This window comes from Pokkaliibacter sp. CJK22405, assembly GCF_046614695.1.
Lineage (GTDB): Bacteria > Pseudomonadota > Gammaproteobacteria > Pseudomonadales > Balneatricaceae > Pokkaliibacter.
On record NZ_JBKKHQ010000016.1, the window covers coordinates 57,944 to 73,174 of the forward strand.

Annotated in this window: 12 protein-coding genes; 8 read left to right on the plus strand and 4 right to left on the minus strand. The window is 55.0% G+C overall.

Annotated features, from left to right (window positions below; translation table 11 throughout):
* Positions 1-21 precede the first annotated feature (21 nt).
* Together ACKC9G_RS12215 and ACKC9G_RS12220 are read left to right on the plus strand one after the other, a co-directional pair.
* Entirely contained in the window at positions 22-1,917 is a 1,896-nt protein-coding gene (locus ACKC9G_RS12215) for a putative bifunctional diguanylate cyclase/phosphodiesterase (protein WP_411406046.1), read from the plus strand.
* 248 nt (positions 1,918-2,165) lie between these two features.
* Positions 2,166-4,532, plus strand: coding sequence for a putative bifunctional diguanylate cyclase/phosphodiesterase (locus tag ACKC9G_RS12220; RefSeq protein WP_411405722.1), 2,367 nt, complete (start codon positions 2,166-2,168; stop codon positions 4,530-4,532).
* Between the two features lie 25 nt (positions 4,533-4,557).
* Here ACKC9G_RS12220 and ACKC9G_RS12225 read toward each other — a convergent pair whose 3' ends face one another.
* Together ACKC9G_RS12225 and ACKC9G_RS12230 are read right to left on the minus strand one after the other, a co-directional pair.
* Positions 4,558-6,363 carry a methyl-accepting chemotaxis protein gene (locus ACKC9G_RS12225; protein ID WP_411405724.1) on the minus strand — a complete coding sequence of 602 codons (1,806 nt, stop codon included), beginning with the start codon at positions 6,361-6,363 and terminating at the stop codon, positions 4,558-4,560.
* Positions 6,364-6,490: 127 nt separating this feature from the next.
* Positions 6,491-7,363 (minus strand): LysR family transcriptional regulator, encoded by an 873-nt coding sequence (locus tag ACKC9G_RS12230; RefSeq protein WP_411405726.1) that lies wholly within the window; start codon positions 7,361-7,363, stop codon positions 6,491-6,493.
* Positions 7,364-7,685: 322 nt separating this feature from the next.
* Between ACKC9G_RS12230 and ACKC9G_RS12235 the strand changes: the two genes are divergently transcribed.
* From ACKC9G_RS12235 to ACKC9G_RS12255, 5 genes are all read left to right on the plus strand, one after another.
* On the plus strand, positions 7,686-8,798 hold the full coding sequence (locus tag ACKC9G_RS12235) for an S-(hydroxymethyl)glutathione dehydrogenase/class III alcohol dehydrogenase (RefSeq protein ID WP_411406048.1): 1,113 nt from the start codon (positions 7,686-7,688) through the stop codon (positions 8,796-8,798).
* Positions 8,799-8,889: 91 nt separating this feature from the next.
* The gene (gene fghA, locus ACKC9G_RS12240) at positions 8,890-9,729 is read left to right on the plus strand and encodes an S-formylglutathione hydrolase (RefSeq protein WP_411405728.1); all 840 of its coding nucleotides are present in this window, start codon (positions 8,890-8,892) and stop codon (positions 9,727-9,729) included.
* A gap of 94 nt (positions 9,730-9,823) precedes the next feature.
* Positions 9,824-10,273, plus strand: coding sequence for a hypothetical protein (locus ACKC9G_RS12245; protein WP_411405730.1), 450 nt, complete (start codon positions 9,824-9,826; stop codon positions 10,271-10,273).
* A 310-nt stretch (positions 10,274-10,583) separates the two neighbouring features.
* Entirely contained in the window at positions 10,584-11,078 is a 495-nt protein-coding gene (locus tag ACKC9G_RS12250; RefSeq protein ID WP_411405732.1) for a TIGR00645 family protein, read from the plus strand.
* A 51-nt stretch (positions 11,079-11,129) separates the two neighbouring features.
* Positions 11,130-12,371, plus strand: a complete 1,242-nt coding sequence (locus tag ACKC9G_RS12255) for a leucine-rich repeat domain-containing protein (RefSeq protein ID WP_411405734.1) — start codon at positions 11,130-11,132, stop codon at positions 12,369-12,371.
* A 75-nt stretch (positions 12,372-12,446) separates the two neighbouring features.
* Here the strand turns inward: ACKC9G_RS12255 and ACKC9G_RS12260 are convergent, their stop codons facing one another.
* Positions 12,447-13,172, minus strand: a complete 726-nt coding sequence (locus tag ACKC9G_RS12260) for a glycerophosphoryl diester phosphodiesterase (protein WP_411405736.1) — start codon at positions 13,170-13,172, stop codon at positions 12,447-12,449.
* A 231-nt stretch (positions 13,173-13,403) separates the two neighbouring features.
* On the opposite strand from ACKC9G_RS12260, the gene ACKC9G_RS12265 reads away from it, so the two are divergent.
* Positions 13,404-14,405, plus strand: a complete 1,002-nt coding sequence (locus ACKC9G_RS12265; protein ID WP_411405738.1) for a WD40 repeat domain-containing protein — start codon at positions 13,404-13,406, stop codon at positions 14,403-14,405.
* An 83-nt stretch (positions 14,406-14,488) separates the two neighbouring features.
* On the opposite strand, the gene ACKC9G_RS12270 is transcribed toward ACKC9G_RS12265, so the two are convergent.
* Positions 14,489-15,202: an FKBP-type peptidyl-prolyl cis-trans isomerase gene (locus tag ACKC9G_RS12270; protein ID WP_411405740.1), complete on the minus strand. Its 714-nt coding sequence runs from the start codon at positions 15,200-15,202 to the stop codon at positions 14,489-14,491.
* Positions 15,203-15,231: the final 29 nt, after the last annotated feature.

Genomic DNA, 15,231 nt, shown 5'->3' on the forward strand with positions numbered 1-15,231 from the left:
TGCTCACGGATGAAACGGGTGATGCTCAAACAGCTCAGAAGCAGTTTTCTCTATGCGATTGTGGTCGTATTTGTGCTGCTGTCCGGCTTTTCCTATGTGCAATACACCCGTAATGCCAGCCTACTCTCTACCCACATACAGCTGAGCGCCTGGTCATTGGCGCAGCTGGAGCTGGAACACCAGAAGTTCTATAGCAGTCTGAGTCTTTATCAGGCGGGGGCGCTGGATCATAAAGGCCTGATGTTCTCCTACGATATGCTCTGGAATCGCCTGACGGTGTTTTTACAGGGCAAGGAGAACGCTGCACTGCGAAGCCGTTTCGGCGCCGATGAAACCGTCTCCTCGCTGTTCGCCCTGATTCGTAGTTACGAGCCCATCATCTCGGACCCCGCCAAACTTACCGATGCTGAGCTGTCGCGGATGCATCTGGCGATTGAACCCTTCACCAGCCAGATCCGGGAAATCATGGTGCTTAACTTCACTGGCCCCGAAGCCCTGAGCAGGATGGATTCCATCCGTAAGCAGCAGCACTTATTAGCGCTGAATATTGCCGGTCTGGTGCTCAGTGGCCTGATTCTGGTGGTGTATCTGCTTCGTCAGAACCGCAAAGAACGCTTTCGCGCCATGCATGACAGCCTCACCGGGCTGTATAACCGCGGTGCGTTTCAGCAGGCGCTCAAACAGAATCAGTCACAACGTCATGCCCAGTTAAGTGCATTGGCACTGATTGATCTTAGCCGGTTTCGGGACATCAACTCAGCCATGGGCCAGGCGCATGGGGATGAGTTACTGATCGACATGGCGCGGTTGCTGGTGCGCCATGGCCGCAAGGATGATCTGGTCGCCCGACTCGACAGCGACCATTTCGCTATCCTGATGACGAACCTGTCCAGTCGTGAGGAAACCCTGGGCCACTTGCACCTGTTGCAACAATTGTTGATGACAGAATGCCTAAGTCAGGAAACCCGCTTCCAACTGGAGGTGCGTGCCGGTATTTGTTTCCTGCATCCGGAACTAAGCAGTGATCAGGCCATGAGTCAGGCCAGTCTGGCGCTGATCGAGGCTAAGAAAAAAGCCGTTAACACGCCGGTCAGTTTTGCCCCCGCCATGGCTGAGCGCTCCCGCCGTCAGCAGATGCTGTCACGAGACCTGCGTACACAGTTGCTGGAAACGCCGGTGGCCGATACCCAGCTCTATCTGGTCTACCAGCCTATTTATGATATGCAAAGTCAGCAGCTTCGAGGTGCAGAAGTGCTGATCCGCTGGTCGCATCCGACGCTGGGAGCCATTCCGCCGATGGAGCTGATCGATATGGCGGAAAGCCATCGTTTAGGTCAGTTGCTGGGGGACTGGATTTTTAATCGTATTGGCAGTGATGCGCTGGTTCTGGCGCCGGGGCTTCGTCTCTCCGTGAACCTGAGCCCTTCGCTCTTTAATCATGGCTTGCCCCAGTGGTTGCTGGGTGGCCTGCAACGTGCCGGGCTGACGCCTGAGCAGCTGATGGTTGAAATCACCGAGAATACGGTGATGGCGAGCATGCAGCGTTCCCGCAGTATTTTGCATCGCGTGCGTGATGCCGGTATTGAAGCGGCGCTGGATGATTTTGGTACCGGTTACTCCTCACTGTCGTACCTGCGGGAATTGCCCGTTGATAAGCTCAAGATCGACAAGAGCTTTATTCAGGGGCTGAGTCATAAAGCCAGCCAGCGTGCCTTCGTCGGAACGATGATGCAGCTGGCCAATCACCTGCAGCTTGAGGTCGTCGCCGAAGGCATCGAAACCGAGGAAGATGCCCGAGCCGCGCGCCAGTTAGGCTGTCAGCAAGCACAGGGCTTCTTCTTTTCCTATCCGCTTGAAGCCTCGGCCATGCGCCGTTTATTGCCTTCATTACCTTCTATGCCAGACACCCTTCACTAGGTGCGGGTTTTCTTATGTCCTGCTGTGAAACGGAGGGCGATAAAATTTCCCTAACAGCCTGATTCCACGGTAAAAAAATGTTATCAAAGGGAACCAGCCTGGCTTTATTTGAACCTATGGGTAGGGACTGACGCTGTTCATGACTAGACTGTCACTATGGGTGAGTGATTGTCTGCACCTTCGGTTCGGGCCTTGTGTAATGTAACGGGCTTGGAATACTGGTTTGAACCCCTCAGAGCATTAATGGAATGTTTGCGAGTCTGCGGAGCCGTCTGATTCTTTTCGTACTGCTGGTGCTGGCACTGACCCAGCTCCTGACGGCGGCCTACACCCTCAACACCATGGAAACCCATGTCCGCTCGGACGCTGAAGACCGCCTGTTATTAGGCTCCCGTGTTTTCAATAATGCGATTCGCGTTAACGGTGAACAGATCACCAACGCGATGGATATTCTGGCCGATGATCGCGGCTTCAAAACCAGCCTGCTCAACTCCAATAGCGATGAAGTTCGTCTGGCGCTGAACACCCGTGCCCATCGTATGGGCGCTGAGCTGGCATTTGTGATGACCGAGCAGGGGATCGTACTCGGCTCCAATGTCTCAAGCCTGGTAACGGGCAAACCTTTTCCTATCCCTGATTTCAAAGATCATGTCCGTGACCGCGGTTATACCGTGGATGTCACGGTGGTGAACGGCAAACTCTATGAAATGGTCGCCGTCCCTCTTGAACTAAACGAGCCCATGGCCAGCATGCCGAAAGAGGCAAACCCGCTGGATAAACGCCTGGCGCTGGTGATGGCTTTCCCTATGAATCAGGAAATGGCGCACGAAGTCAGCGCCATTACCAATCTTGATCTGAGCTTCCTCGGCTACGATAACGGTAGCCAGCTGGTTATGGCCTCCACGCTTTCGGCAGATGCGACCCGTGCGATTGAACAGGAAGTGGATAAACAGCGCCCCCCGATTAATCAGCTTTTTACCACGGGGAGCGGGCGCTTTCGTGCACTGATGGTGCCGCTGGCGACGGTCGGGAACGAACCTGTCTTCGCGTTGCTGTATCTGGATAACCACCATTTGCAAATGCTCAGCGCCCAGCTGCAAAAGCAGCTGATTATGGTGTTCTTTATCACCGTGCTGCTGGGCGTGGTGGTGGCATTCCCGCTATCGCGCTCGGTCTCTGGCCCCGTCAAGGAGCTGGCCGAGTTTGCCACCGCCGTTGGTCGGGGGGAGTCTTCCAGGCCGCCGCGGGTCATCAAGGGCGAGATCGGCATGTTGAACCAGACGCTGCAACAGATGCAGGCCAACATCCGCCACCGTGAAGAACAGCTCACCTTCCAGAGCAGCCATGATGATCTTACCGGGCTGATGAACCGTGTTGCAATGACGCAATACCTGCGCAAACTCCTGCTGGACCCGTCCCGTCCGGAAGGGACGGTCATGCAAATCTGTATTCGTGACTTTAAAGAGATCAATAACGCCCTGGGTTATCAGAACGGTGACGATACTCTTTGCGAGTTTTCCCGACGCCTGGCGGCTTTGCCTGTCGATGCAGTTTCCCGTCATGGCGGAGATGAGTTCTTTATTGTATCGACGGGTCATCTGGGGCCGGAGCTGATTGAAGATCTGCTCAAGCCTCTGGTGGCGCCAATGGTTATTCAGGGAACCCAGCTGTCTCTGCGTGTGGCAACGGGTGTGGTCTACTTCCCGGATCAGGGCCGCCATGTGAATGAGCTGGGCCGTCGTGCGGATATTGCAATTAACCTGGCCAAGCAAAACAGCTTGTCACTGTTCTTCTATAAAGATGGTCTGGATGAAAGCCACCGCCGTGAGCTGCGTCTGATCCGCGATCTGCGCCGCGCACTGGCCAACGGTGAGATCTATCTGGTGTATCAGCCCAAGATCACCCTGATTACCAATCGTTGTAACGCCGTCGAAGCGATGATCCGCTGGCTACACCCGGAACTGGGTGTGGTGCCACCGGATGAGTTTATTCGTCTGGCGGAGCACTCAGGGAATATTGGTCTGGTCACCCGCTGGGTAATGGGCTCGGCCATGGACCAGATTCAGCACTGGCATGATGCGGGCCGCGAGATGAAAGTGGCGGTCAACCTGTCCGTGCGTGATCTCAGTGATCCGGCCTTCCTGCCGGAAGTGCAGCGTCTGATTGATCGTAATCCCACCGCTTCTCGTGGTTTGATGTTTGAAGTCACGGAAAGCCAGATGATGACCGATGCTGAGCGGGTGATTAAAACCCTGCAGCAGCTGCGTGCCATGGGCTTCCCGCTGGCGATTGATGATTTTGGTACGGGGCACTCCAGTCTGGCTTATCTGAAGCGTCTGCCTGTGGATGAGCTGAAAATCGACAAGTCCTTCATCAAGAACATCAGTGATGATGATCAGAACCGCCTCATTGTGGCTACGACGATCCGACTGGCCCATGCCATGGGGATGACCGTAACCGCAGAAGGGATTGAAGAGAAAGACAGTCTGGAAACGCTGCAGGCCATGGGCTGCGATACGGTGCAGGGCTTCTACTTCACCAAACCCTTGCCCCCGGCGAAGCTGGAGGCCTGGATTGATGGCCCGAATGATCTTATTGACGGCTCGCCCGTCTGACCACGCTTGGCTGAAGCCGCGGGCCTCAGGCTAGCGCGCGGCCACTGTAGTGTGATGCGGTGGACGTTGAAAAGGCTTCCCGTGAGCGGCTATAAGGCTGCTCTGCAGTAAGGTGTGCCTCATCGTCCTGCCCGGTCTGATAGCCACTTTCTTCCAGAACAAAATCCGCGGTTGCCTGATTCACTACTTCAATCTGTGCATCCAGTTGTCGCGTTTGCTCCTGCATATCCTGACCGAGCTGATACTGCTGACGGGCATGATCATGGATGTTTTCCATCTTGTCGGCGATTTCTTCAGTGGTAGTGGATATTTCCTCTACCGCCCCCACCACCTGATAAATATCCGCGCGCAGGTCAGTAATATACTGGCGAATCTCGGTGATGCTGCCTGCCACATCGGCGGCGCTTTGTTCGCCATTGGTGGCCAGTGTTAAGCCTTTATCCATAAGGATGCTGATAGCCTGGGTTTGCTGACTGAACTCCTGAATGATCACGCCGATACCCTCAGTCGCGGCCACGGTTTTCTGCGCCAGTGAGCGTACTTCATCGGCCACGACCGAGAAGCCCCGACCAGCATCGCCGGCGCGTGCTGCTTCGATCGCTGCATTGAGTGCCAGAAGGTTGGTCTGGTCGGCGAGAGAGTTAATGGTATCGAGAATGCCTTTGACGCGAGTACCGGATTGCTGCAGGCGGCTGACCTGTTCGTGAGAATCGCTAATCAGGGTGGAAAGCTCACGGATGGCACCCGCATTGGTGGTAATCACCGCTTCCCCCTGAGTGGCTTTGGCTTCGGCCTGCTGAGACAAATTGCTGACCTGCGCCGAGCGCTCGGCAATTTCGTTGAGGGTACTGGAGATTTCCTGAGTCGAGGCGGCTGTCATCTGAATGCGCTCTTCAATCTGACGGCTGCTATGGCTGAGGCTGGTCATGGTCTGCCCCATGTGTCCCTGGATGGTGGTTAGCGTGGCATTGCCATTCAGTAGTTGCTCCACCAGTGCCGCCATCGATGCCACCATGGCATTGGCTGACTGGCTAAGCTGGTTAAATTCATCGCGCTTGTTGCGAGTAACCGCGACCCGCTGGGACAAATTACCTTCACCCACCTGATGCATCAGCCCGGAAATGGCCTTAAGTTTGATATTCAGCCCGCGAGCCAGGGCTATCACGCTTAGCACCAGAATAAGCGCCACACTCACTGAACTGATGATGATCACCAGCAGGCCCGTTTTTTTCACCTGGGCAATGGTTTCCTCCCCCTCGGCCAGAATGCTGAACTTGATGGTGGTGCCGAGCATTTCCAGTTGATTGGCGAGGTTATCCGTCGTGGCCTCCAGCGCCACGCTCTCACGGTACAGATCCTGCTTTTGCTGAGCATTCGGTTCGCCCTCGAAACCGACGGACTGGCGAAGCTCCAGCCATTTCTCCCGCTGCTCAACATAGGTATCGACGCTTTGCACGATATCAGTGGCTTGCTGGGTAAGGTCGTCGTTATTCAGTGCGGCGGCCTGCAGGTTCAATTGCTGGGCGGTGGTGGGCAGGGTATTCAGGCTGTTTTGCAACTCGATCAGGGTATCTTCGCTAATGCCAAGGCTCAGGTTCTCCAGTTCCTTCAAATCCGTGAGTAAGCGCAGGGTGGCATTCTGATAAGCCGAGGCTGCGAGCATGTTCTGGAAGACGGCGGATTCTTTCTTCTGGCTAAGCCAGGCACCCAGCGTGATGGCTGAAAGACCGAGGAGTGTCACCAGAATCAGCAGAGTGAACTTTTGACGCCAGGACAGGGCGATCCAGGAAAGCGATAGCCAGGAAAAGGACAGCCGGGGCTTGGACGACATAGGGTGGGGCTCCTGAACAAGTGAAAACACCCACTTCTGACGAAAAGGGCATCCTCCCAGTGTTACAGGCGAATGTGACAGTTTTCTGAAAGCTGTTCATTTAGTGTGCAGTGTCTGCCGAAGCAGGCTACTTTCCAAGGTTGGCTTCAAGAAAATCCAGCAGCAGGCGTACCTTTCTTGAGGTGTAGCGGTTAGAACCCATCACCGCCCAGACGGCATTGTCCTGTACGGCAAAAGGCGCCAGCAGCGGTAACAGCTCTCCGGAATTCAGATAGTTATCGACGTAGAAGTCCGGCAGCTGGCAAATACCCAGACCTCTCAGCGCGGCATCCAGTACCGAGTGTCCGTTATTGCAACGTAACCGGCCATGCACCCTGACCAGCCGGGTGCGGCCTTGCTCGACAAAGCTCCAGGTGTCCTGGGTGCCAATCAGGCAATGGTGCTGATGCAGCTCATCCAGAGTATGGGGCGCACCGTAACGGCTAAGATAGGCCGGACTGGCACAGACATGCAGGTGGCGGTCCGCCAGACGCTTGGCGATCAGGCTGGAGTCCGGCAGCCGACCGAGCCGAATGACCAGATCGTAGCCCTCCTCAATGATATCGACGATGCGATTACTCAGGTGCAGGTCAATCTCAAGGGCCGGATAGAGGCGTGCAAACTCATTAACCAGCGGAGCAATATGGCGTTCACCATAAGCGACAGCACAGCTGACACGCAGCTTGCCCGTTGGCTGGTGATTGAGCTCATGCAAGGTACGCTGGGCTTCGCGCAGCCCTTCAAGCAGCGGGCGACAGCGCTGGTAATAAAGCTGACCGAGCTCCGTCAGCGCCACATGGCGAGTGGTGCGCTCCACCAGCCGAACCTTCAAGGCTGTTTCCAGTGCCTGCAGGCGACGGCTGACGTTGGCCGTCGATGTTCCCAGCCGATCCGCAGCGGCAGTAAAACTGCCGGTTTCCGCCAGTGCAATCAGCTCATTAAGCCCGGTCCAGTGATCCATAGGGTTCCTTTGCCGCTGCCGCACGCACCTGAATAAGTGGTCGTCAGTTTTTCTATTACGAATTTGTAAAAATCATTTTCGAAAAAGGCAGATTATCACTGGCTCGTTAGTCGCTACAATCCGGAGCTATTCACATCACTGTTGTCCGGGGAAGGACGCTGGCTTACGCAGCATTCTTGCCTGCCTGTTGGCGTGATCTGGCTCAGCCAGATGAGATTGGCGCCACTTCGATGACATGCCAGGCCTGCGAGGCCCCACATTCACGATTCTGTTTGATCCACCTTTTTCACTAAAGATTAGCGATAACGCTAAGGAGTACATGATGATTACCTGTCGTGCCGCCGTCGCCTGGGAAGCAGGCAAACCTCTGAGCATCGAACAAGTGCAGGTTGCCATGCCGAAAGCCGGTGAAGTGCTGCTGAAAATGGTAGCGACCGGTGTATGCCATACCGATGCCTACACCCTGTCCGGTGCTGATCCTGAAGGTCTGTTCCCGGTGATTCTCGGTCACGAAGGTGGCGCTATTGTGGAAGCCGTTGGCGAAGGCGTAACCAGCGTCGCTGTGGGCGATCACGTGATCCCGCTGTACACCCCTGAGTGCGGCAAGTGCAAATTCTGCCTGAGCGGCAAAACCAACCTGTGTCAGGCCATTCGCGCGACTCAGGGTAAAGGTCTGATGCCGGATGGCACCAGCCGTTTCTCCCAGAATGGCAAAGAGCTGCTGCACTACATGGGCACCTCTACCTTCTCTGAATACACCGTCGTGCCTGAAATTGCCGTCGCTAAAATCAACAAGGAAGCCCCGCTGGATAAAGTTTGCCTGCTGGGTTGTGGCGTCACCACCGGTATGGGCGCTGTACGCAACACTGCCAAAGTGGAGCCAGGTTCAACGGTCGCGGTCTTTGGTTTGGGTGGTATTGGTCTGGCGGCGATTATCGGTGCGGTACAGGCCAAAGCCGGTCGTATCATCGCGGTGGATATTAACCCCGAGAAATTCGAAATCGCCCGTCAGCTGGGTGCGACCGATGTGGTGAACCCGAAGGATTACGACCGTCCTGTACAGGAAGTGATTGTTGATCTGACCGACGGCGGAGTGGATTACTCCTTCGAATGTATCGGTAACGTCAACGTCATGCGTTCGGCGCTGGAATGCTGCCATAAAGGCTGGGGCACCTCGGTCATCATCGGCGTTGCCGGTGCCGGTCAGGAAATCAGCACTCGTCCCTTCCAGCTGGTGACAGGCCGTACCTGGAAAGGCACCGCTTTTGGTGGCGTGAAAGGCCGTACCGAGCTGCCTGGCTACGTTGACCGTTACATGAATGGCGATTTTGATCTGGATGTGTTCGTGACTCACACCATGGGTCTGGATGACATCAACCACGCCTTTGACCTGATGCATGAAGGCAAGAGCATTCGCTCCGTCATCCTGTTCTGATCAGGGCAGGATAAGGAAGAGCCGCCTGAGCGCGGTTCTTCTTGACTGATGCGACAGACACTGACGTCGACACATCCGAAAGGAGTACGCCATGACCCTGAACCTGGTCTCCAGCCAGCGCCTGTTTGATGGCTGGCAAAAGCGCTACACCCATCAGGCCAGCAGCACGGCCTGCGAAATGACTTTCTCTATTTATCTGCCGCCCCAGACGGCTACCGGCGCCCGCGTTCCCGCGGTGTACTGGCTGTCCGGCCTGACCTGCAGTGATGAAAATTTCTCCAGCAAAGCCGGTGCGCAGCGTATTGCCGCTGAGCTGGGGATTGCCCTGATCATCCCCGACACCAGCCCACGAGGTGATAATGTCGCCGATGATGATGCCTATGATCTGGGCAAGGGCGCCGGTTTTTACCTGAACGCCACCCAGACACCGTGGCAGCCGCATTTCCAGATGTATGACTACATCGTCAAAGAACTGCCCGCGCTGATCGAAGCTCACTTCCCGGTGACAGAAGCCCGCGCCATTAGCGGCCACTCCATGGGCGGCCACGGTGCGCTGACCATTGGCCTTAAAAACCCCGAGCGTTACGCGGCCATTTCGGCCTTCTCGCCGATCTGCAATCCGGTGAATTGCCCCTGGGGCGAGAAAGCCTTCGGTGCTTATCTTGGCGATAATCGTCAGGCATGGGAGCAGTACGATGCGACCCTGTTGCTGGAAAAGCTCGGTGTGGCACTGCCCATCAAGATTTCCCAGGGCTCCGATGACGCTTTCCTCAAAGAGCAGCTAAAGCCCGAAGCCTTCCTCTCTGCGGCAGAAAAAGCCGAAGTGGAAGTCGATTATCAGCTCTGCGAAGGCTACGACCACTCGTACTACTTCATCAGCAGCTTTATCGAATCCCACCTGCGTTTTCTCGCCCGTCATCTGGCGGATTAAGCTTGGGTATCAAGTGAAAAAGGCAGCTTCGGCTGCCTTTTTGTTGTGTGTCGATTAATCTGAGGCCAACGGTCACTCAGCTAAGGACAGCTTGATGAAAAAGGAAATTTGGGCGGTTCACACTATCGCTTTACTGGCTTTCAGCGTACAGGTGCATGCCAGTGATCTTGATGAGCAACAGCGTTTTTTACAACGCTCTGTCATGAGCACACCTTTTACCGCAGAGGTGCAGCATACTAAGGTCAGCAAAACCGCCACACTGGCAGATGAAGATGTGTATGAGTTGGATGCCGATGTATTAATGACTATTGTCGGCAAGACGGAACACCATATTACCTATCGCATGACAGTAGAGTCTGGCGAGGATGTAAATCTTGATCCAAAACCGGTAATTCTCTCCTTGTGCCAAGATGCTCAAGGGTACTACTGGCCGGGCGTCGGCGCTGAGTTTCCTGCTACTCAGGAGTTATTAGCGCTAGCGCAGCAAAGTGCTAAAAAGCGTGCTGCCTTAACTCCCGATCAGCTGCACACGGATTGTGAGTAACCTCTCTGTCTGTCCACGCGTTGATAGCCTGTCCATGTCACTGGTTGAGGTGGCAGCATTCGATCCTTACGTGTGAAGTGTCTGATGCTGGGTATCAAGTGAAAAAAGGCAGCTTCGGCTGCCTTTTTATTATCCGGTGGGTCGTCACAGGAAGCTGGTGTCAGCGATTGAAGCCAATCGTTGCTTGCCGCAGAGGGGGGAGGCGGTATCATAACCGCCGCTTGCTCACAGGGTGGTTTTAAGACTGACAGCTACCGGTGAAGAAAAGAATGCAATTGCGGCGAATGACGGGGAAGAAGAGTAGAGCACGATGGAAAAATACCTAGAACGCACCATGTATGCCATGCGCTGGCTGCTGGCTCCCATTTATATGGGCCTGAGTCTGGCTTTGCTGGCGCTTACCATCAAGTTCTTCCAGGAAATCGTCCACGTCCTGCCACATATTCTGGATACCTCCGAGACCGATCTGGTGCTGCTGGTATTGTCACTGGTGGACTTGTCTCTGGTCGGTGGCCTGCTGGTAATGGTGATGTTCAGTGGCTATGAGAACTTCGTCTCGCGGATGGATATCCCCGATGATGGCGACAAGCTCGGCTGGATCGGCAAGTTGGACTCCAGCACGCTGAAATCCAAAGTGGCCGCTTCGATTGTGGCGATCTCCTCAATTCAGCTACTCAAGGTCTATATGAATGCCTCGAATTATGAAGCCAGTCAGCTGAAATGGTATGTCATCCTGCATATGACCTTTGTGGCTTCCGCGTTCGCCATGGGCTACCTCGACCGGCTGACGCGGGACAGTCATTGAGTGCATCAGGAGTTCTCTCCTGCACTGAATAAACCCTAAGGAAAATCGTCTATGCATACGCTGGCGCAACTTGAGGCAGGAGCGCTTCAGGGAATCACCCGCTTACAGCTCGCCGCCGGACTGACGGCGTTTCCGGAGGCTATCTATACTCTGGCAGACAGTCTGGAGATTCTGGATCTTAGCAATAATGCGCTGAGTGAACTGCCAGCGGATCTGCATCGACTGACGAACCTGCGGGTGATCTTTTGCTCGAATAACCGCTTTCGACGCTTGCCGGAGGCACTGGGTGCTTGTCCGAAGCTTGAGATGATCGGCTTTAAGAGTAACCAGATCGAAGAGGTTCCTGCCGGGGCGCTTCCTGAACAGACCCGTTGGCTGATCCTCACGGACAATCGGGTTGCGTCGCTGCCTGAGCGGCTGGGCATGCTTAAGCGTTTGCAAAAGCTGATGCTGGCCGGGAACCAGCTCACGGCTTTACCTGCTTCACTGAGGCAGTGCCATCATCTTGAATTACTGCGTATTTCCGCAAATCTGCTGACTTCCTTCCCGGATGTGGTGTTGGATTTACCAAGGCTTTGCTGGCTGGCTTTTGCCGGTAATCCTTTTTGTGAGTCTCACAGCGAACATGGCGAGTTTCCTCAGGTTTCCATGGAGGATCTGCAGATTCATGACGTGCTGGGTCAGGGCGCTTCCGGTGTGATCAGCCGAGGCTCATGGAAGCGTAATATTCACGGTTTCAGTGATGAGGTGGCGGTTAAGGTTTTCAAAGGTGAAGTGACCAGCGATGGCTATCCGCTGGATGAGCTGGAAGCCTGCTTGTCACTGGGCCAGCATCCCAATCTGGTCACGCCGCTGGCGCGTATGCACAGCGCAGGGCATGCCGGTCTGGTGATGGAGCTGATTCCTGCCGACTACCGTAACCTGGGGCAGCCGCCCAGTCTGGCCAGCTGTACACGTGATACCTTCACTGCGGGGCAGTCATTCCGGATTCAGACGCTGAGCCGTTTCATCGAGCAAATGCAGAGCGTGGCTTCTCACCTGCAGGAGCACAGTATCAGCCATGGCGATCTTTACGCGCACAATGTGCTGGTCAACGATGAGGGGCACGTGCTTTTTGGTGACTTTGGCGCGGCTTCCCGCTACCACTTTCTGGCCAAATACCAGCGTGAAGGCATAGCGCAAATAGAAGCGCGAGCGCTGACATGCTTTATCGAGGACATGCTGGGGCTTTGCCCGGAAGAGGATAAAGGCACGACCGAATATCAGCGCCTCTTGGCACGGGTGTCCGGCTGATCTTTGAAAGCCTGCGAAAACGGATAACGTAAAAGGCAGCTCAGGCTGCCTTTTTTAACCAATTACATCAACGACTTATTCGGCCAGCAAAAAGCACGGCGGATTATCAGTGATAATGCCATCCATGCCCCAGGCCCAGTGTTTAGCCACTTCACTGGCTTCGTTAGAGGTGTAGCAGAACAGCTGATAGCCCTTGGCTTTGATGGCCTGCGCCAGTTCGGGTGTCAGGTGGGTATGGTCACAGTGCAGACTAAAAGCGCCGATGGCGCTTAACTCATCGGCCCAGTGCTTCGGAATATCTTCATACAGCTGCCCCAGGGCAAAGCGGCAGTTCAGGGCTTTTGCGTGTAACAAAGTGCCGTGGTTAAAGCTCGAAATCACCAGCTTATCGCTATCCTGCCAATGCGCCTCCAGTGCTGCCAGCGTTGGGTCAACAATGCGTGAATACTCGTGGCCTTCGTATTTAATCTCAAGATTAAGCCCCAGCCCTAGCGACTGAATACACTCCAGTGCCTGTTCCAGGGTGGGAATACGTTCATCCGCAAAGCGTGGGTCGAACCAGCTTCCAGCATCGAGATCCTTGATGTCGGACCAGAACTGCTGCTCCAGTACGCCACTGCCCGAGGTGCAGCGCTCCAGGGTTTCATCATGGAAAATCACCAGCGTGCCATCCGCCAGCACCGAAACATCAATCTCAACCCAGGTGGCGCCGGTGGCTTTGGCTTCCCTAATGGAGGCCAGGGTATTTTCCGGGGCCAGTGCGGCGGCGCCTCGGTGACCAATGACTCGCGCTACGTGCATGCAGAGGATCCTTGCTGAAAAGAGGGGGCGTCTGTGTCTTAGCAGACGTGTTTAAGCTAACGCGAAACAGGTAAGGGAGCCAGTGTTGCCCGAGTGCTTGTCGTCATTGGAGTTCTGGGGGCGCTGCGCTATGCTTTGCTGTCATATCCACGCGAATCCGGGCGCGCCCTGAAGGGCGCCAAACCCCGAGTCTGGCGCTATGCCAACTCATCGGCAGGAATAAGAAATACTGTGAAAGGACGTTGGCGCTTTCTTAACAATCTTGGGCTCTGTGCTCTGACCATCGTCGCGCTGGGGCTGGCAGGCTGTGGCGAGCGTAACCCGGATCAGGCGAATGAAATGGCGGTGCAAGGGCTCTACAGCGGCGCTCTCTCGCCCGATGGTAAATATGCGCTGATTGGTTCGGTCGCCCACGGCGGAAGCTTCTGGGACATTAAAAGCAATGAGCGTTTGTACGACTGGAACCATCAGGCCGGTGTCTATTCCAACCTGGTCGCCGTCGATATCAGCGCCAACGATGCCCGTGCGATCACGGCCGAGAATTTCGATTTTGTCTTCTGGGATGCGACAACCGGTAAGGCGCTGGATTTTCGCCGTGCTCCCGCCAGCATTATGGATGTGTCACTGGCTCAGGATGGCAAGACTGCAGCATTAGGCCTTGAGAACCAGACGGCGGTTATCTTCGATGTTGATGCTGGCAAGGTCACCCACAGCTTTGTACATGATGCACGAGTGCGAAAGCTGGATCTTAACGCTCGGGCAGGGCTGCTGCTGACCGCCGATGACAGCTTTAATACCTACCTTTGGGATCTATCAACCGACACCCTGCGGCACAAGCTTTCTATCGGCAATCAGCCCAGTACGGTCGCCATTTCCGATAACGGTGCGCTGGCATTCTCTGCGGCGCAGCTGAGTAAAGCCATTGTCTGGGATACCGTGACCGGACAGGTGAAATACACGCTGGCCTCCATGGGGTCGATTCTGGACCGTAAGGCTACCTTCACCGCTGCACGTTTTATTGATGAGAATCAGCGGCTGTTGACCGGCACCAGTAGTGGCAAGGTGATGCTATGGGATATGCGCACCGGCAGTCTGGAAGCGACCTGGCAGTTGCATCGGCGCAATGAGCTGAAGCCCGTGAGCGTGGCAGTGATGAGCGTCGCGAGCCGTGGTGGAATCCATCATTTTGCCATTGGCTCCAACGGCTTTCTTGATTTACTCGAAGGGCCATAAGTAGGGTACTGGTATCGCACTTACGACATTACAGACACAAAAAACCCGGCACTGGCCGGGTTTTCTTATTGAAGGCGTTAACCTTACTTGGTTTTTGGCTTGGCAGCCGCAGGTGCTTTGTCGTCACCCTTGACGATATCCAGTAGCTCCACTTCGAAAACCAGTGCAGCGTTAGGAGGAATGCTACCTGCACCGCCAGGACCGTAACCCAGTTCAGGCGGAATGTAGAGCTCGTACTTGGAGCCAACAGGCATCAGCTGCAGACCTTCGGTCCAGCCAGGAATAACGGCATTCAGCGGGAATTCAACAGGCTCGTTACGCTTGTAAGAGGAGTCAAACTCGGTGCCATCGGTCAGGGTGCCGCGGTAGTTAACGCGTACGGTATCAGTGGCTTTAGGCTTTGGCCCTTTGCCTTCTTTGATCACTTTGTATTGCAGGCCGCTGTCAGTGGTTTTTACACCATCTTTCTTGGCATTGGCCTTCATGAACGCATCAGACTTGGCTTTTGCTTCAGACATCATGGTTTCCATCTGCTTTTTCTGGAAAGCCTGGATGGTGTTGCGCACTTCATCCTGAGTCATCGCAGGATCGTTTTTGCTGTAGATGTCTTTGATACCGGCCAGAAAAGCATCGTAATCGAGCTTATCGACGTGGCCAGACAGCTGCTCGCCCAGCACCAGGCCGAAAGAGTAGCTGAGTTTGGCGTTCTCATCGTCCAGTTTGACGCTGGAAGACGCGGCAAAAGCGGGAGCCGCTACTGCCAGGCTGAGGGCACAGGCCAACAGACGCTTTTTCATGCATGCATCCTTAAGGTTTGAGAATGTAA

Excerpts from the sequence above, each read along its gene's own strand:
- fghA (WP_411405728.1), top strand. The coding sequence starts at position 8,890 with ATGACCCTGAACCTGGTCTCCAGCCAGCGCCTGTTTGATGGCTGGCAA.
- ACKC9G_RS12270 (WP_411405740.1), bottom strand. The coding sequence starts at position 15,202 with ATGAAAAAGCGTCTGTTGGCCTGTGCCCTCAGCCTGGCAGTAGCGGCT.
- ACKC9G_RS12220 (WP_411405722.1), top strand. The coding sequence starts at position 2,166 with ATGTTTGCGAGTCTGCGGAGCCGTCTGATTCTTTTCGTACTGCTGGTG.
- ACKC9G_RS12235 (WP_411406048.1), top strand. The coding sequence starts at position 7,686 with ATGATTACCTGTCGTGCCGCCGTCGCCTGGGAAGCAGGCAAACCTCTG.
- ACKC9G_RS12250 (WP_411405732.1), top strand. The coding sequence starts at position 10,584 with ATGGAAAAATACCTAGAACGCACCATGTATGCCATGCGCTGGCTGCTG.
- ACKC9G_RS12260 (WP_411405736.1), bottom strand. The coding sequence starts at position 13,172 with ATGCACGTAGCGCGAGTCATTGGTCACCGAGGCGCCGCCGCACTGGCC.
- ACKC9G_RS12255 (WP_411405734.1), top strand. The coding sequence starts at position 11,130 with ATGCATACGCTGGCGCAACTTGAGGCAGGAGCGCTTCAGGGAATCACC.
- ACKC9G_RS12245 (WP_411405730.1), top strand. The coding sequence starts at position 9,824 with ATGAAAAAGGAAATTTGGGCGGTTCACACTATCGCTTTACTGGCTTTC.
- ACKC9G_RS12225 (WP_411405724.1), bottom strand. The coding sequence starts at position 6,363 with ATGTCGTCCAAGCCCCGGCTGTCCTTTTCCTGGCTATCGCTTTCCTGG.
- ACKC9G_RS12215 (WP_411406046.1), top strand. The coding sequence starts at position 22 with ATGCTCAAACAGCTCAGAAGCAGTTTTCTCTATGCGATTGTGGTCGTA.
- ACKC9G_RS12230 (WP_411405726.1), bottom strand. The coding sequence starts at position 7,363 with ATGGATCACTGGACCGGGCTTAATGAGCTGATTGCACTGGCGGAAACC.